Here is a 17,082-nt window from a genome sequence, read left to right on the forward strand (position 1 = left end):
GGGCGTTTCACCAAGTATAGCCTATGGGAAAAAGTCATTCTGCCTTATCATCGGCCATGACGCAGTCCATTTAGAGGAAATTCGAGGGTTTCACGATGAAAAAAGAAGAGTCGACGCTCGACTGTTTCGACCATGCGATTCTATCCGTGCTGGCCGAAGACGGGCGGATCAGCATCACCGATCTGGCCAAGCGCATCGGATTGTCCAAATCGCCCACGCAGGCACGTCTGCGCAGGCTGGAAGAACAGGGGGTGATCCTGGGTTACCGGGCGATGCTGGACCCGATCCGGCTGGGCCTCGATCACGTGGCCTTTGTCGAGGTGCGGCTGAGCGACACGCGGGAGGCGGCGCTGAGGGCCTTCAACGCCGCGGTCGTGAAGATACCCGAGATCGAGCAGGCGCATATGATCGCGAGTCATTTCGACTATCTGCTCAAGGTGCGCACGCGGGACATGACCGCCTATCGCACCTTCCTGGGCGAGACGATTTCGTCGCTGCCGCATGTCTCCAACACCTCGACTTACGTTGCGATGGAGGCGGTCAAGGAGACAATGCTTGCAGATGGGACTTGACCGGGCGCGAACCCGCGTCATCCTGTGTGACATGCGTATCCTGTTGTCCCTAACCCTTGCCCTCGTGATGTCGGTCGTCCAAAGCGCGGGCGCCGCATGCCCCGATCCCGCGGACGTGAAAGAGGAACTGCAGGCCCTGATCGCGCAAGCCCAGCAGGCGAAGCGTTTCTCGGAGGGGCAGCGCCTGTCGGGCACCATGTGGGAGATTTTGCTGCGCGCCCCGGATGAAACGGCGCAAGCGGCGCTGGACGCGGGGATGCGGCGCCGCGAGGTCGCCGACTACCTTGGTGCGCTGGAGCATTTCGACCGGCTGGTCGCCTATTGTCCGACCTATGCGGAAGGCTACAACCAGCGCGCCTTCGTGAACTTCCTGCAAGGCGCGCATGAAGAGGCACTTGTCGATCTCGACGTCGCGCTGGACTTGCAACCGCTGCATGTCGCGGCACAGGCGGGGCGGGCGCTGACGCTGATGAACCTCGGCCGGATCGCGGAGGCGCGGGAGCAGATGCTGATCGCGGTGGGCAACAACCCGTGGCTGTCGGAGCGCGCGCTTCTGTCCGATGGCGCGCCGCTCGCCGTGCCGGGCAAAGACCTCTGAGCATTTACACCGCAGGCTGCATCGGTTTAGGTGCGGCCCATGCGGGCGTGATGGAATGGTAGACATACCGGACTTAAAATCCGTTGGGGCGTAGCCCCGTGTGGGTTCGAGTCCCACCGCCCGCACCACAGTTCTTTTGCGCAGCAAGGGAACAAACTCCTTCACAGCGATGCGCTAGGCGACAGTCGCTCTGAAAGAGCGATGAGAGCTTCGACGGTTTTAGGTTCGTCCCACCTTCCGCACCACCTTTTGTCGTGCTCCCGCGCGGAGCGCTACCTGAGCACTGGTTTGGTTCGAGGTTCGTCCTCTCATCTACACCACGATGAGTTCACGTAGTTGACTTCTGCACTTTTCCTTTCCGGGAGCAGCATCCTCCCCGACTAAACGATGCAGGGCCAAAGCCCTTCGGCGCCGAAAATTGAGACCATGGTTTTCGACGTCGAGCCTTAGATATCGGTCCAGTCAGCGGGTCACACCGAACGGCGCCGCCGGGCTGCTAACGCGCCCAACAGAGCCATGCCGCCGAGCATCAGTGGCAATGCCGCCGGGATCGGTGTGGCGGCAATGATCGGGTGAGTGGTGCCACTGCCGTCATCGTGCAGAACCAGTCCTGTCGTGTGGAAATCCTCGGTGGTATCCAACCCATTCAGCAGATGATTTACGCCCTCAATCAAAACCGCATTGCCAGGGGCGATGCGTTGCCACGCAACGGGGTCGCTTTCAAAAACTTTGGGAACATCAAGCGTCAAGCCACTGGTCAACCCGTAAAGCTGGATCGTCAGGAGGTCCATGTCCCCCCATTGGCATCGTCAAAGGTGATGTCCATGGTCGAGCCATTGTCGTTGCCGTAAATGTAGTTTCCGGTCGTCAAATCCTTGAGGATCCGCGCACCGATGAACTCGCTCGGGCCAAAAAGGTTCAAGGGATCCACGCTGACAAGTGACAGCGATACCATTTCGATGTCGATGGGCGCGCTCGTCCCCGGCGTTGAGGGCACGGATGCCTGATCCAATCGCTCGACAATCGTGTCCGTGTTTCCTGTCGCAACGCATCCCTTTCCGTCATTGAAATCGAACTCTTTGGAGCCGCACCTAACCCCGACACCGATATTTTCGGCAAAGGATTCGAAAGGCACAACTGTCGGCGGGATGGGGCCCGGGCCGTCGGGGTCATAGCCGAAACCGGCACCTGGCGGTGTAGGTGTATGAAACAGGTCGAAACCCGGCAGAACAATCGACGCTGCCTCCGCCGTGGGCGCGGCGAGCATTCCGATTGTCCCGATGACGAACACCCCTGCAGCGATTCTCAGGCTACGGCAAACACTCGGTTTCACACTCGTGTCGATGGGATTGTAGTTCATGGTGGTCCCTCCTTTTTTTGCCGTCAATCCCTCGCAATAATTGGTTTGGGTGACGGGTACAGAAGCAGCAAAACCCGATGACAGATCCAGAAACCACTCAAGTGCACTTGGGCACCCGAAAGGTCAGTCGATTGGATGAACCGAAAAAGGCGTGCGAACACGCCAGTTCCCAAGATCGCAGCTCTCAAGAATGAAGGCGTTCCGGTGTCTTTGTCGAAGGCACAACTTGGAAAGGGTTAAATTAATATTACCAGATTTCTTGCGAAATAGAAATGTTGAAATTGCGCAAGATACTCTTATCCATTGTCCGCGTTCACGCCAAAGCTCTTACGTTGGCCGCACGGTCATCGACGTCAAGAATGCCGGAAGCTAACCTGCACCACTTTCCGTTGGTCTGCCGCGCCGCGCATTTCGCTGGGCATTGCCGGATCGACTGGAACCGTCACGTCCCGGCTTGGGCCCGGCCCCCAACCATCAACGCAAGGGCGCTCCGATCAAGTCCGTGGCGCGGAACGTTTGGAAACGACGGGAACGGCCTCTGGACCGGGCTTGGCCATGGCGCTCCCATCACGTTGCACCAGCGTGCCCACTTCAGCCGCGACGTTCCTCCCCCAACATCTCCCGCAACGCCGTCTTCAGCACCTTGCCGTAATTGTTCTTCGGCAGCTCCGCGACGAAGACATACCGCTTAGGCCGCTTGAATCGCGCGATCCGGTCGAGGCAGAGCGTGTCGAGCGCGGCTTCGGTCACGGTCTGACCTTCGTGGCACGTCAGGAACGCCACGACAGTTTCTCCCCATTCCGGGTCAGGCTCGCCGACCACGGCGGCCTCGTGGACGGCGGGGTGGGAGAGGAGCACTTCCTCCACCTCGCGGGGGTAGATGTTGGTGCCGCCCGAGATGATCACGTCCTTGGAGCGGTCCTTGAGCGTGACATAGCCCTCGGCGTCCATGTGGCCCATGTCCCCGGTCCAGAGCCAGGCATCGCGGAGCGTCTTTGCCGTCGCCTCGGGGTTCTGCCAGTAACCCGCCATGACCGTGGCGCCCCGGACGGCGATTTCGCCCTCGGTGTCGGGGGGCAGGGGCGAGCCGTCTGCATCGAGGATCGCGACCTCGACCGCCGCCTGCGCGGTGCCGACAGAGTTCAGCCTCTCGCGCCAGCGCGGGTGCCCGCGGTCGGCGACGGCGGCGCGGGGCAGGGCGGTGATGCCCATGGGGCATTCGCCCTGACCGTAGATCTGGACGAAACGCGGGCCCATGACCTCGACCGCCTCGAGGATGTCGGCTTCGTACATCGGCCCGCCCGCGTAGACGATTGTGCGCAGACCGTCGCCGGTACTGCCCGTGGCGCGGGCGCGGTCGACAAGGCGGCGGACCATGGTGGGGGCGGCGAACATCGACACGGGGCCGATCCGGGGCGCGAGGTCGAGGATTTCGCCCGCGTCGAAAGCGCCGCTGTCGGGCACCACGTGGCGCGCGCCGCGCAACACGTGCATGAAGTTGTAAAGCCCCGCGCCGTGGCTCATCGGTGCGGCGTAGAGGATCGCGTCCTCGGGGCGCACGTCATCCACGTCGACGAAGTAGCTGAAACACATCGCGGCGATGTTCCCGCAGGTGATCTGCACGCCCTTCGGGCGGCCTGTGGTGCCGGAGGTGTAGAAGAGCCAGGCGAGGTCGGAGGTGTCCAGCGAAACGGGGGCGCCGATTGGCGGCGTGGCACGGAGGGTCTCGAAGGCTGCGTCGTGGATCGAGAGGGTGTCAGCGCCCGTGGGCAGGTGATCCCGCAGACTGTCGTCTGACTTAGCGTCGGTGAAGCACAGCCGCGCGCCGCTGTTTCCGATGATCCACGCGGCCTCGCGCGGGTGCAGCTTGCCGTTGATCGGCACGGCGGCGGCGCCGATCCACCAGATGCCGTAGAGGATTCCCAGATAGGCGGTGGCGTTGCCCATGAACAGCGCCACGCGGTCGCCTTTCGCGATCCCCCGCGCGCGCAGCCCGGCCCCGATGGCGGCGGCGTGACGGGCGAAAGCGGCATAGTCGGCATCGGCCCGCGTGCCGGTGAAGAGGGCGGGCGTGTCGGGGAGGCGGCGTGCGGTGCGCACAAGCCAGTGGGCCGGGTTCACGGGCGCGCCTCGTTCGTGATCCTTGACGCGGTGACATCCCCGCGCGGTTCTGACGATATGTCCGGCGACATGCCCGCGTCTCCTCTTCCCAAGATCAGATTAGACCGCCTGCGCAGGCAAGCCAACGGGGGTGGCGCATAGGACCGGTTCAGGGTGCCCGAAACTTGCGCGACCGCTGCGGACGGGCAAATCGACCAGCCAGCACCTTGATCCGCATGGATTTTCCCGCACTCCTCATGCACCTTCTCAAACACCACTGCTAAGCCCCTGATCCGAAAAGCTTGTGTGGTGGGAACGTTTCTCCTACGCTCGGGGATCAGAGGGGTCTGGACAGAAGTCGCTGGGGGGGTGCGCATGTCGGCTATTCCCTACAACATTGCCCGGGGCGCGGCGAGCTCGCTGCAGATGTCGCCACCCTTCGCCTTCAGCGATGTGACGATGTCGGTCTTTCCGCTCCGCGCCAGCCTGTCGCGGCTTGAGACCTTCTGCACCAATTACCTCAACCAGGCCCCGCATCTGGTGCAGTTCAAACCCTTTGTCCCCTTCGTCTACCTCGTCATCCTCGACTACGGCCGGATGTCCCTGCAGGCCGCCAACATGGGCTGGGTGTCCCAGCGCGAGGTCGCCTTCGGCATCCCGCTGCGCTGGCTCAACGTGACGCCCGAAGGGCCGGTGTTCCACGACTGGGCCTTCACCTCGCCCTTCATCTTTGTCGACAACGAGATGTCGATGAGCACGGGGCGCGAGGTTTACGGCTGGCCGAAGCTGCTGGCCAAGCTCGATCCCTCTGTCAGCGAATGGGTCCGCGACCCCCATGGCGCGCGGCGGGTGTTCCAGGTCTCGACCAAGCGGGCGGCGCACGCCTATGCGGGTGAGATGCAGGCGTACCGCCCCTTCCTGTCCGTTTACCAGCACCGCGCAGCGGGCATCTTCGACATTCCGCCCAGCATGGATACGATCACCAAGCCCCTGCAGCAATTGTCGAGCAACGTGGCGGGCTTTACCCGGCTGGGCACGGACCTCTTGCGCACCTTCGCGGGCATGGCGAGCGACGGGATCACCGGGGAGCCGGTGCTGCCCGATTTTCTCGATCAGGGGACATTCCGCGATCAGCTACGCCCGGAGCGACTGAAATCCTGGGTGAACCCCAAGGACTGGCTGCCGGGTCTGCGGGACATGCTGTGGTCGATGTTCCCGCGCACCTACGCGAATACCATTAATTTCAAGCAGTTCCGAGATGCGGGTGATCCCCATGCGACCTGCTACCAGGCGATCACCTCGGCCAAGATGCCCGTGAAATCCATCGCGCGCGGCGGGCTCTTGGGGCCGCAGAACATGCTGCTGGGCCAGCTCGACGGGGGCTTCCGCATCGATGTGCACAGTCTGGCGGGGCTGCCGATCGTCGAGTCGCTCGGCCTCGAAGTGGCCGAGGAACGCGAGGCGGATGGCACACGGGTTGCCTCTTTGACTCCGGTATGCCCGCTCTGGATGCAGGTCGACATGACGTACGGACTGGCGGACACACTGGTCTGGCGCGGGCGCAAGGACGAATGGAACGCGGGCGCGCATCTCAAGGCGTTGCTGGAAAAGCAGGCGGAGGAGCAGGCCGAGGAGGATTCCACGCCCGAACCCTTGGCGGCGTGCGCGCCCGAAGGCGACGACGCCGAGGATGCGTTTGATCTCGACTACATCCGCACGATGAACTTCTTCAACACCGCGCGGGGGGCCACCGAGGCTGTGGGCGGTGCCTTCAGCATGCCCAATGCCTCGATCCGGGTGTTGCCGATCAAGGCGGATTTCGCAAAGCTTAACCGCTTCGTCTCAGAGTACCTGCACGTCGAAAAGCACATGCGCTTCGAGGCCTGGGGCGATTTCGTCTACCTGATCATCTGCGATTTCGACCAGATGAATTCGGACCTCAATGCCGTCGCCAAGCGCCGCGCGCGCGAGATCAACCTCGCCGTGCCCGTGAAATGCTACGACTGGTTCGAGGAAGAGGACTTCGCGGGCGAGGCCCCGAACGATCCGCATCGCATGTACAACAGCGCGGGGCGCAACCTTGTCACCACCGGTTTCGTGTCGGCCTTTTCCTACGTCGACGATACCGGCACCGCGATCACGGCAAGCGAGGTGGCGGGCATCCCGACCATGGGCTCGCAGATCAAATCGCCCGAGAACGACTGGCTGAGCCTCGATCTCAGCAAGGACCGGGCCAAGCGCGACATCCTCGATATGACCGCCCAGGTCTTGCCCGCGCTGATGAGCGGGGCGCAGGCGCAGGAACGGTCGATCATCCAGCTGCACAGCCACACGCCGCCGCAGACGGCGGTGCATGAAACCCAGCACGAGTCGGTGAACAAGTGGGTCAGCACACTGGTCGAGGACCTGCACGACAAGACCCTCCAGAAGAACGAATTCGATGGGCTGAAGATCGGGCAGGGCTTCGTGCTGCAGCTGCTGGGGGGCGATCTGCCGATCAACCAGTTCTCGCTCAAGCAATTCCGCGACTCGCGCTTTACAGAGAACGCCTGCTACCAGGGCCTGATCCAGCGACGGCACATCATCCAGAAGCTCATCGACATGCGCGAGCTGGAAGAGCCGCTGCACGTCTCGATTACCGATTACCCGACACAGCCGGTGACGGAAATTCTGGGTCTGAAGCCCAAGTTCTCCTATCCCGGACCTGACCGGATCGTACGGGTGTTCGAGACGCTGCGGCCTTTCTCGATCGCTGCGGACCTCGTGCGGGAGGCGGGCAACACGCTCTACGAACGGATCGGGGCAGCGCACTGGAAACGGGTGGATGGGGTCGAGCAGCTTTTCGGCTGGCGCAAGAGCAACAAAGAGGACGCAATGCGCGTCGTAGGCAACGCTGACCGCTACGACGCTGAAACCCCGGTCGAACTGCGCTATCGCTGCCGCTTGCCGGACCGCAAGCGGCCTTTCAACCTGCAATCGCGCAAGATGTCCAAGGAGTTCCTTCAGGGCAGCTTCAAGCAACACCTGGAAACCGGCGACGTGTCAGAGCTGGCGATCCGGGAGCGAAACCTGTCGGGCAAAGTGTCGGTGCTGACCGATCCCGATCTTTTCGAGGTGATCACCTCCGGGGAGGCGCTCGACATCGCGGCCTTCAACGCACAGGTCAAGCAGGCGGGCAGGGCACAGGAATTCTGCCAGGCCGAGGCGGCAGCCGAGATTTCAGTGATCAGCCCTGCGACGATTGCCGATTCCGTGCTGTCGCGGCAATGGGGGCTGGCCCCTGGCTCGCCCCGGCGGCACTACACCAAGCCCGATTTCTGCGTACCGGCGCAAACCGTGCCAAACCAGTTCACCGACGTGCTTTTCCCGCGTCCTGAACGTCTGCACGGCTACTGGCCGCTGTCCGAGAAGTTCTTCAAGACGGAGGTCAACCGCCGCGCGGCGGAGGTGCTCAGTTTCCGGTCCGAGCTGATCACCTACATCGGCTCGGTGGGGGCCTTTTCCGGCATGAAGGTTCTGCTGAACGGAACGGCCGAGAAGGGGGCCGAGGTAGACCTGCACAGGCAGATCGGCAAGATGCGAGACCTGCTGATGCCCTCCGAATGCCCCGGCTTCGACGCGGTGGCAGAAGAGGTGCGGTCTTCCTCCGAAGAGATACCCCAGAAATACGCGAAGATATTCCACGGGTTCGCGAATGCGATCCTGCCCGAGGATTTCCAGATCAGGATCACGGCAAGCGAGCACGGGCTTCTCAATCACATCATGGATCACTCCACGCTTGTGACGGCAGAGGAATGGGTCCGCGTTGAGGCGGCGCTGCCCCGTCTTGCAAAAGCGGCCAGCAATCTTCTGGGCGAGGATGCGGACTTCGAGGAGGGCATGCAGATGATGTCCGACACCTTCATGGACCGCGTCACCCACAACAAGGAAGAGATGGCGATGCTGGAGGCGGCGATGGGGGGCGATATCCGGCACGGAAAATACTACCTGGCCGAACCCGACCGCCTGCTGAGCGCGCGGCTGTCGCAGCTGGTCACCGGGGGGGCGGTTCTGGCCGACTGATCAGCAGCGCCCGATCGCGCGGTACCAGGCCAGCGCATCCCGCAGCGTTTCCTCAAGCGGTCTGATCGGCACGCCAAGCGCCGCCTGTTCCGCGCCGCCCGCAAAGGCGCGGCCCGCCGCCGTCAGCAGGATCGGCAGGCTGGGCCAGGGTGATTTGCGGCCCGCGAGGGCGGCGGCGGTCTCGGCCCAGTAGGCACCCGCAACGCCAAGGCTTATCGGGGCGCGCAGCCTGGGCGCGGGAACCTGTGCCATGGCACAGATCGCCTCGCTCAGCGCCTCGACGGTGATGTTGTGGCCAAAGATCGGAACGCGCGGAGTGGGAAAGCCCTTTTCGAAGAGCGCGCCGGCGCTGGCCGCCACGTCGCGCACATCCACGACGTTGATCGGGTGGCGCACGGTGCCTTTGACCTGGCCTTTCAGAAGCGCCGGGATGAACGCCTGTTCCACGGGTTTCAGATCGTAGGGACCAAGGCAGGCAGCGGGATTCAGCACTGCCCCACGCAGCCCGGAGGCAATGGCGCGGAGCGCCTCGCGCTCGACCGTTTCCTTGACCTCGAAATAGGGATGCAGCCCGCGCACTGTTGCCAGCCGCAGCCGGTCCTGCAGGCTGCCGCCTGCCGGGAGCGTCGTGAAGGAAGAGACATGGATCAGCGCGGCCCCTTCGGCGGCTGCGAGATCGAGAAGCCTGAGCATCCGTGCCCGTGCGGCCCGGACCAATGCGCGCGGATTGTTTCCCTGCCGCCAGAGCGGGTAGGGCGTGGCGGCATCAACCACGAGATCGGTATCGCGCAGCCAGACTTCCAGCACACCCTTTTCGGTGTCGTCGCCCGCAAGCTGGGTGATCGCGGTATCCGCAAGGTTGGGACGCGGCTGCGGCTGGCGGCCCGTGGCGCGCACGGCGTGACCGCTGGCGTCGAAATGTCGGGCCATGGCCGCTCCGATATGGCCGGTGCCCCCCAGGACAAGAACGCGCTGCTTTGCTTCCGCCAAGGGCCGTCAATCCGACAATTCGGCCAGAAGTGCCCGCGCCGATGCCAGTTCGGCGAAGTCATCGGTGGTCTCGATTCCGGCGATGGCCTTTTCGAGCGCCTCGCGCGCCTCGCTCCCCCGTCCACGCCCTTGCAGCAGGGTGGCAAGGCTGTGCGCGCATTGAAAGCCGTGCATCCGGTTCCCGGTCTCATGGGCAAAGGCCAGCCCTTCGGTGAAACAGGTCTCGGCCGCCGCAGGCTCGGCCGGGGCGATCAAAAGGGCCTGCCCCTTGAGCCGCAAAAGCGCCGCCTTGGCAAAGGCATCAAGTCCGGTCTCGCATTGGGCAATTGCCTGATCGGCGGCGGCGATGGCGTCGTCGCGCCGGCCGGCGCGGATAAGCGAGGCAATCAGATAAGTGCGCCAATAGGTCTGCGGGGTCTTTTGGCCTATCATGTCGTAGAACCCCAACCCCGCCTCGATCATCCCGATCCCCTCGGGCTGGCCGCCCTGCGCCATGGCCCAGCCAAGCCCGATCTGCCCGGCGGTGGCCCAGTACGGATATCCTTGCTTCATGGATATCTCGATGACCTTCGGGGCGATCTCGGCCACGGCGGCGACGTCGCCCAGCTCCTGCAACCGCCCCATCCGGAACGAGATCGAGCGTGTCTGCGCGTTCTTGTTGTTAAGATCGTCGGCCATCTTTTCGGCCCGGTCGAGGTAGCTGGCCGAAAGATCGATCTGCCCCTTTTGCAGGTGCAGCCATTGCAGATAGCACAGCGAAAATTCCGCCAGATTATCGCCGAATTGTTCGACCAGAGGGGCGTGCTGGTCATCTGAATAAAGCTCGACCGCCTTTTCGAACCGCTCCTGCGCCTCGTCCAGGCAGCCCAGGAAGAAGAGCGCCACGCCCATCGAGAAATGCGCGGCGATGGCCCATGACGGCACCGGGGCCTCGCCGAAGGTGGCGAGCATTTCTTCGGCCAGTGCCACGGCCTCGGCCTTGTTCGAGCGCGAGGCGTTGACGGTGAAAAGCCCGTAGAGGCACGAGCAGTACATCGGGTTGTCGCCCAATTGCAGGCACAGCTCGCGCGCGCGGGCGAAGGCGTTGTAGACATCCGGCGCCGCGAAACCGCGCGTGGCCATGAGCGCGCCGCCCAAGAGCGCTTGCAACAGCACCTCCTGCGCGTCCCGTTCGGGCGAGGCGGGCATGTCCTTGAGATGATCAAGCGCAGCGAGATAGTGGTTCGTCGCCTCGATCTGCGCCGCCCGCGCGGTGGCGCGCTGGCCTGCGGCAATCAGGTACTGAATGGCTTCGGGCAACTGTCCCGAGCCTGCGAAATGACGGGCGAGGGTTTCAGGCTCGGTCTCGGCAATGCCGGGGCGGTGTTCGACCAGCAGTTGCGCGATCCGCGCGTGCAACTCCTTGCGCTGGGCGCGGAGCAGCCCGCGGTAGGCCGCCTGTTGCACCAGCGCATGCCGGAAAAGCATCGTTTCGGTGCTGTTGGGATCGGCAGGGAAAATGATGTTGGCCTTGACCGGCTCTTCGATGGCCGGGGCGAGGCGGGCCTCGTCCATGTTGAGGATCGGACGCAGCAGAGACAGGTAGAACCGCCTGCCAAAGACCGAGGCCGTCTGAACAAGGCTCTTGCCCTCGGTCAGCCGGTCAAGACGTCCGCGCAGAGAATCCTCGAGCGATGACGGCAGGCGCAGCTTCTTGAAGCCCGCGTCGTCAAGCTGATCGGCGACCGAGCGGGCGAGTTCCTCGACAAACAAAGGCACCCCATCGGCGTTCTCGATGATGTCGTGCAGCACTTCCGGAGGGCAGGTCTTGTCGCCCATCACCCGCGCCACGATCTCGCGGCTTTGCTCGGCGGTCAGCCGGTCGAGGGGGATATGCGTGACATGGTCGAACCCGTCCCAGCCCAGATCGAGCGGCGGGCGGTGGGTGACCACGAGCAGGATGGGGTTTTCCGGGATGATCTGCGGCACGATGGTCGACAGGAATTCAAGCGAGGTGGGATCGGCCCAATGGGCGTCCTCGGCCAGGATCAGCACCGGCTGCGTGCCCGCGTGGCGCAAGAGTTGCCGTTGCAGCGCGCCGAAGGTCTCCTGTTTCTTCTCCGCCGCCGTCATGTCGAGCGGCGGATAAGCCCCTTCGGTATCGAGCGACAGAAGGTCTGCGATCAGCGCTACGTCTTGACCGCTGTTCGACGGGAACAGCACCTCGATCTTGCCCAGCTTCTCGGCTGTCGTGTCATCGGGCTGGATGCCCGCCGCATGGGTCAGCTGCGCGATCACGGGGAACATCGCGCTGTTTTCATAGAAGGGCGCGCTGAAGAGGCGCATGTGCACGTGATCGTCGGGCGCCACGATCTCGCGCAGGGCGTCGAGGACGTAGGATTTGCCGATACCCGCATCACCCGAAATGATCGCCACCTGGCCCTGACCGGATTTCGCGCTTTCCCAGAGGCGTTTGAGCGTCCCGATCTCGGCCTCGCGGCCGATCAGCTTGTGATCCGCATGGGGGTCCTCGTCCTTCAGCCGGTCGGCGATCTCGTACATGCCGGTGGCGGTCCAGATCTCCTCGGGCTCGGCAAAACCCTTGAGAGCATGCGCCCCGCGCGAGGTCAGCCGCGCGACCTTTTCCACCAGTCGCTTCGTGCCGCTGGACAGCACGACGGTATCGGTTTCCGCCTGGTCCTGCAGGCGCGCGGCAAGGTTGAGCGCGTCGCCCACCACGTTGCCCGGTTCCTCGACCGCGCCGCGCACGTACATGCGGCCCGTGGCGACGCCGATCCGGGAATGCAGTTGCAGCCCGTCCTCGAAGGGAAGCGCCTCAATCGCCTCCGACATCTCAAGTGCGGCGCGCACGCAGCGCTCCGCGTCGTTCTCCTGCGCCTGCGGCAGGCCGAAACAGGCGATCACCCCGTCGCCCTGCGTGCCCAGCGGGCGGCCGCCCCAGGCCTTGATGATCTTGTAGCAACGGTCGTGATACTTTCGCAGGATCGCCGCCATGTCCTCGGCGTCGTAGCGGCGGGCAAGCTCGGTGGACCCGGCCAGATCGCAGAAGAGTACGGTCAGTTGTCGGCGCTGGCCCGTGTCGCTTTCCGCCCCGTTCCCTTCGTCCTGCAACGCCTCGATCGCGCGACGCAGCGCCTTGCGGTGCCCGATGGAGACGCCCAGTTCGCGCAGGTCCGCATCGTCGAGGTCGGTGATCGTATCAAGCGTGATGTCCTGCGCGGCCATGGCGTTTTGGTACTGCCCAAGGCCGTTGGCCTCGAGCCAGCCTTTCAAGGCGTCTTTGGTGGCGGTGTCATTGCTCATTACGTCATTCCAGGTCTTCAGGTCGTTTCACGGGCTTCTGCGTGCTTAGTGGTCACGGCGGAAGGTCCATGTGATCAGGTCGCGGATGAACCGCTTGTCGCGCCCGTCCGGAACATCGGCGAGCAGGATGGAGAATTCGCGCAGCGCCGCCCCCGCAAGGCCACGGGCAAAGGCCTGCGCGTTCTCGATGGCCCTGATGGCTTCCATCTTGTCGAAGAGCCAGGCGATCTCGTCCTCGGTCCGGTCGTCGCGGGATTTGCGCAGGTAAGCCTCGAACCGGGGCTTTTCGCTGTCCTCAAGCGCCTTTGCAACGTCGATCAGCATCAGCGTCCATTTCGCCTCCCACAGATCGCCGCAGCCTTCCTTGCCGTAGGCGGGCCCGCCGCGCAGGTTCAGCACGTCGTCCTGTATCTGGAAGGCGGCACCAAAGAAGAAGCCAAAGCGGATGAAGGCGTCCGATGCAATCTTGCCGCGCGTGCCCAACATCGCACCCAGACGGCAGGGATAGATCGCCGCCAGCCAGCAGGTCTTTTTCAGCACCATCAGCAGGTAATCGTCGCGTGTGGGCCGCGCCCCCGGGTCCTTGCGCCAGCCCAGTTCCAGCGCCTGACCTTCGGCGGATTCGCGGGCCATGCGCTCCATGTCATGGATGATTGGCAGCGCCAGCCATGGGATCGTGTCATAGACGTTCTCCAGCAATGGCCGGATCGACAGCATCGCCAGCGTGTCGCCTGCGTTCAGCGCGATGGGGATGCCGTGCATGGCGTGCAGCGTCGGGCGTCCCCGGCGTTCCTCGCTCTCGTCCTCGATGTCGTCGTGGATGAGCAGCGAGTTGTGCAGCATCTCGATGGCGGCGGCCGCACGGGCGGCGCGCGCGGGCTCGGCGCCAAAGGCGCGGGCGGTGGCGATGCAGAGGCTCGGACGCATCATCTTGCCGCCGCGCGTCGGGTAATCGGCGACAGGGTCGTAGAGGTACTGGCGCGGCTCTTCCTTGGGCAGGTAGGCACCCATGACCTCGCGCACCATGGCGCCGTATTCGTCCAGAACGGGCGAGACGGTATCGACGCCGTGGAAGGTCATGGCGTGGCCTCGGGTGCCAGCACGGTCAGGGTGATCACCCCCGCCGGGCGCTGGTCGGCGGTGGACAGGAGCAGCCCGTGGTAGGTGCCGGGCGCTTGTCCGCCGGGGACGGAGAGGCGGATCATGCCCGCCGTGCCTGCCATGCCGGGCTGAAAGCTGACGTCCGTGATCTGCGCCGCCCCTTCCGCCGTCTGGGCGATCAGCGGTTGCGGTGTGACACCGGGGGCAGGGCGGAACATCTCGATGCTGGCCTCGACACGCCCCTGGCTTGCGATGCTGAGACCGGGGGCGGGGAGTGCTGCGGTGGCCGCCGGGGCCTCCGCCTTGGACTGCCCGCTGCCGTCAAGCTTGTGGGCCAGCGAGCCCACGATATCCACCCAGACCGAGGCCACGTCGGAATAGGCCCGCACCAGTCCCGTGAGCAGCCCCGTCACATCCCCCTGTGCGGCCGAAATGGCCCCCGTGGCCTTGCCCAGCCGCGCGGCGGTCTCCTCGCCCTGCCTGATATGCGCATCGACAAGGTCCGAGGCCGCGCGCACGCCTTCGTCGATGAGGCCCAACGGGTCCGCGCCTCTCGTATCGGCAAAACCGGGGCCAAGCGGATGGCCCCCGGTTTCCGGCGTGCTGTGGTCCATGCCATTGCCCAGCATGGCGTCCGACTGACCCAGCGCGCCCAGAACGCCGCGTTTGGGCTTGGTGCGTTCCGGCACCGGGCGTTTGATACGGTCTGATTTCGTCATAGGTGTCGTCCTTCGGGCCTAGGGGTGGTCATACCCGATGATGTTCTCCGGCCGGGGCGCCCCCGACAAAGCCGAGGCCGCCAAAAGCCCCGACATCACCGCCGCCTCGACACAGCCTGCCTGGTGGCCGCAATCGGTCCAGTCGCCTGCGATGGTCAGGTTGTCGAAATGCGTCTCCAGCGGCGAGATGCGGTATTTGAGCGAGCCGGGGAGCGACAGGATATAGCGCTCCGTCGGGTTGATGTTGGCGGTCCAGAACTGGCTGTCGAAACGCTTCTCGCCCTTGGCCTGCGTGCCCTGCGCATGCAGGAGCGACCAGTCGAAGCCGTCCTTGTCCGCCGCCTTGGGCCAGAAATAGCCCACGTCGCGGTTGAGGAAGGTCACGGCGTTCTCGCGCACATGCTGGCCCGCCAGTTCCGGCGCTCCGGCGGTCGTCTCGTCCTTGCCGATCTCGGCATCCGGCAGGACGCTGCAGAAATAGGCGATGGCTTCGGGCGGCGTCTTCCAATCCTCGCGGTGGATAAGCTGCCGCATGTCGGCCCAGGTGTCGAAGGGTTCGACATAGCCCGAGATGTTGATCGGCGGCAGCTCCCAACCCAGCTCTTCCACCGGCTTGTTCAACCAGACCTGGAAGGCCTGCGTGGCGACGGATTTGACCTTCTGCGTCATCTGCAGCCAGTCGGCATTGGCCGCGATCAGCTCGGGGCACGTCTCGGGCACGGCACCAAGGCCGATTCCGAGGACGACGAAATCGAAGTCTTCCGTCACCGTCAGCGTCTTCGTATCGACGCTGCGGTCATCCCCGTAAACCTCCGGATTCCAATCCTTTTTCTTCAACTCCGCCCCGTTCGCAAGCTGGTCATAGAGCGGGCGGCTGGGCCAGCACGCCAGCCCCCGCACGTCAACCAGCGGGTCATACTCCGCGCCCTTCTTCGTTTTCGCCTGCACCCGCATCTCAAGGGCCGCGACGTGAGACTTGTCCTCGGACAGCCGGACGTTCTCGAGCTTGTGAAAGAACTCGAACCTCACACCGCGTTTCTTCAGCACCTCGTAGGCGGGGGTGAACACGATATCACCCATCCCCGCCTGCATCTTCCAGAACAACGCCCCGCGATAGGTAAAGAACATCCGCAAGGCCCCACGCAGCGCCTGTCCGGCGGCAAGGCGCGGCTTGTCGATGTCGCCGTCCTCGAAGGCAAAGAGCAGATCGTAGGAGCCCCGGATGAACCCGCTGTCGAGCGAGGCTTCGCTGGCCCCGTTCTCGGCCAGCCAGTCGCGCCAGTCGTAGTCGTCGATCGCCTCGAACCCGTTGGCGGCGAATAGCAACCCGTGGCGCAGGACGCCCCGGATGATCGCCAGCACCACGTCGACGATCTCCCAGATGCGGCGGATTTCTGGGTCCGAGGCGATCAGCAGGTCGAACTGGTGCTGGATCACCATCGCCAGCTGGTCGAGCAGCGAGGCCGCCTGTTTCTCGTCCCTTTTTGACGATACCCGGTCGATCGCGGCTTGCAGCGTCTTTATCGCCTCGAGGATCAGCGCGCCAAGGGCAAGCTGGCCGTATTTCAGACTGCGCGCGGCGAAGGCCATCTTGTCCGAGGTGGCCGATTGCAAAAGGCTTTTCACGAGTGCCGAGACGGCGGCCGTCAGGCTCTCGCCCGCGCCGGGCACAGGTTCGGCGGTGTTGTCCTGAACGCTGAGACAGAGCGTGCGCACCAGCAGCACGCAGCGGGTGAGGTACCCGCGCACCGAAAACGGGTTGCGGTCAGACAGCGGATCGCCGGGCAACCCGGCGGCGGGCGGGAAATAGGCGGCCCAGTTGGTCCACTGGTTCACGCCCCGTTTCTCGGTCACGCCCACGAAATTGTCCGGCACGAAGGCATCCTGCCAGGTGCGGATCGGGTGGCCCTCCGGGCGGTCCAGTTCCGCGTAGCACTCGCGCATCATGCGAAAGGCGTTCTCGTAGAACCCCATCCACAGGTGCAGCCCGTGTTCCTCGATCCGCCCCGTCTCGGCATCGCGGCCCGAGGCCCCCTTGCCGCCCAGCCGCCAGCCGGTCTGGTAGATCGTCACCTCGAATTCGCCCGCGCGATGCGGACGTGTCAATTCAAGCGCGGCAGCAATGCTTGCGCAGCCCCCGCCGATGATGGCGACTTTCTTCTTGTCCTGCATTGGATTTGCACACTCCCCGCTTGGGTAGCGTAACACAGAATCGTGATCTGGCAAAAATTTCTATTTGATTTTGGGGTTTTGGCCGACGGGATGCCTGAAACGCGG

The 17,082-nt window shown here is 64.1% G+C and carries 11 protein-coding genes and 1 tRNA gene; 4 read left to right on the plus strand and 8 right to left on the minus strand.

The features are described from left to right. Positions 1-95 precede the first annotated feature (95 nt). From AB2B41_RS07260 to AB2B41_RS07270, 3 genes are all read left to right on the plus strand, one after another. Positions 96-572 carry an Lrp/AsnC ligand binding domain-containing protein gene (locus AB2B41_RS07260; RefSeq protein WP_367877099.1) on the plus strand — a complete coding sequence of 159 codons (477 nt, stop codon included), beginning with the start codon at positions 96-98 and terminating at the stop codon, positions 570-572. Continuing rightward, entirely contained in the window at positions 562-1,170 is a 609-nt protein-coding gene (locus AB2B41_RS07265; RefSeq protein ID WP_367877100.1) for a tetratricopeptide repeat protein, read from the plus strand. The genes AB2B41_RS07260 and AB2B41_RS07265 overlap by 11 nt, the downstream gene beginning before the upstream one ends. Positions 1,171-1,211: 41 nt before the next feature. Further along, positions 1,212-1,298 (plus strand) — tRNA-Leu (locus AB2B41_RS07270). Between the two features lie 342 nt (positions 1,299-1,640). Here AB2B41_RS07270 and AB2B41_RS07275 read toward each other — a convergent pair. The 3 genes from AB2B41_RS07275 to AB2B41_RS07285 all read right to left on the minus strand — a co-directional run bounded on the left by AB2B41_RS07275 (position 1,641) and on the right by AB2B41_RS07285 (position 4,651). Beyond that, on the minus strand, positions 1,641-1,961 hold the full coding sequence (locus AB2B41_RS07275) for a hypothetical protein (protein WP_367877101.1): 321 nt from the start codon (positions 1,959-1,961) through the stop codon (positions 1,641-1,643). Next, the gene (locus tag AB2B41_RS07280) at positions 1,949-2,530 is read right to left on the minus strand and encodes a hypothetical protein (RefSeq protein ID WP_367877102.1); all 582 of its coding nucleotides are present in this window, start codon (positions 2,528-2,530) and stop codon (positions 1,949-1,951) included. The genes AB2B41_RS07275 and AB2B41_RS07280 overlap by 13 nt, the downstream gene beginning before the upstream one ends. Before the next feature lie 591 nt (positions 2,531-3,121). After that, entirely contained in the window at positions 3,122-4,651 is a 1,530-nt protein-coding gene (locus AB2B41_RS07285) for a class I adenylate-forming enzyme family protein (protein WP_367877103.1), read from the minus strand. A gap of 354 nt (positions 4,652-5,005) precedes the next feature. Between AB2B41_RS07285 and AB2B41_RS07290 the strand changes: the two genes are divergently transcribed. Next, entirely contained in the window at positions 5,006-8,692 is a 3,687-nt protein-coding gene (locus AB2B41_RS07290; protein ID WP_367877104.1) for an acetoacetate decarboxylase family protein, read from the plus strand. Here AB2B41_RS07290 and AB2B41_RS07295 read toward each other — a convergent pair whose 3' ends face one another. Genes AB2B41_RS07295 through AB2B41_RS07315 form a run of 5 tightly spaced genes read right to left on the minus strand, consistent with a single transcriptional unit; the run spans position 8,693 to position 16,977 of the window. Next, a complete protein-coding gene (locus AB2B41_RS07295; protein WP_367877105.1) occupies positions 8,693-9,682 on the minus strand; it encodes an NAD-dependent epimerase/dehydratase family protein in 990 nt (329 codons plus the stop codon). It lies immediately after the preceding gene. A 6-nt stretch (positions 9,683-9,688) separates the two neighbouring features. Then, positions 9,689-12,985, minus strand: coding sequence for an AAA family ATPase (locus AB2B41_RS07300; protein WP_367877106.1), 3,297 nt, complete (start codon positions 12,983-12,985; stop codon positions 9,689-9,691). 45 nt (positions 12,986-13,030) lie between these two features. Then, positions 13,031-14,065: a polyprenyl synthetase family protein gene (locus AB2B41_RS07305; protein WP_367877107.1), complete on the minus strand. Its 1,035-nt coding sequence runs from the start codon at positions 14,063-14,065 to the stop codon at positions 13,031-13,033. Then, complete coding sequence (locus tag AB2B41_RS07310; protein ID WP_367877108.1) at positions 14,062-14,805, minus strand: hypothetical protein; 744 nt, start codon at positions 14,803-14,805, stop codon at positions 14,062-14,064. Before AB2B41_RS07310 ends, AB2B41_RS07305 begins: the two co-directional genes overlap by 4 nt. Positions 14,806-14,823: 18 nt before the next feature. Next, entirely contained in the window at positions 14,824-16,977 is a 2,154-nt protein-coding gene (locus AB2B41_RS07315; RefSeq protein ID WP_367877109.1) for an NAD(P)-binding protein, read from the minus strand. Between the last annotated feature and the right edge of the window lie 105 nt (positions 16,978-17,082).

This window comes from Sulfitobacter sediminis, from assembly GCF_040811725.1.
In the GTDB taxonomy this organism is placed as follows: domain Bacteria; phylum Pseudomonadota; class Alphaproteobacteria; order Rhodobacterales; family Rhodobacteraceae; genus Sulfitobacter; species Sulfitobacter sediminis.

Coding starts and splice junctions, on each gene's coding strand:
- AB2B41_RS07260 (WP_367877099.1), top strand. CDS start 96: ATGAAAAAAGAAGAGTCGACGCTCGACTGTTTCGACCATGCGATTCTA.
- AB2B41_RS07265 (WP_367877100.1), top strand. CDS start 562: ATGGGACTTGACCGGGCGCGAACCCGCGTCATCCTGTGTGACATGCGT.
- AB2B41_RS07275 (WP_367877101.1), bottom strand. CDS start 1,961: ATGGACCTCCTGACGATCCAGCTTTACGGGTTGACCAGTGGCTTGACG.
- AB2B41_RS07280 (WP_367877102.1), bottom strand. CDS start 2,530: ATGAACTACAATCCCATCGACACGAGTGTGAAACCGAGTGTTTGCCGT.
- AB2B41_RS07290 (WP_367877104.1), top strand. CDS start 5,006: ATGTCGGCTATTCCCTACAACATTGCCCGGGGCGCGGCGAGCTCGCTG.
- AB2B41_RS07300 (WP_367877106.1), bottom strand. CDS start 12,985: ATGAGCAATGACACCGCCACCAAAGACGCCTTGAAAGGCTGGCTCGAG.
- AB2B41_RS07305 (WP_367877107.1), bottom strand. CDS start 14,065: ATGACCTTCCACGGCGTCGATACCGTCTCGCCCGTTCTGGACGAATAC.
- AB2B41_RS07310 (WP_367877108.1), bottom strand. CDS start 14,805: ATGACGAAATCAGACCGTATCAAACGCCCGGTGCCGGAACGCACCAAG.
- AB2B41_RS07315 (WP_367877109.1), bottom strand. CDS start 16,977: ATGCAGGACAAGAAGAAAGTCGCCATCATCGGCGGGGGCTGCGCAAGC.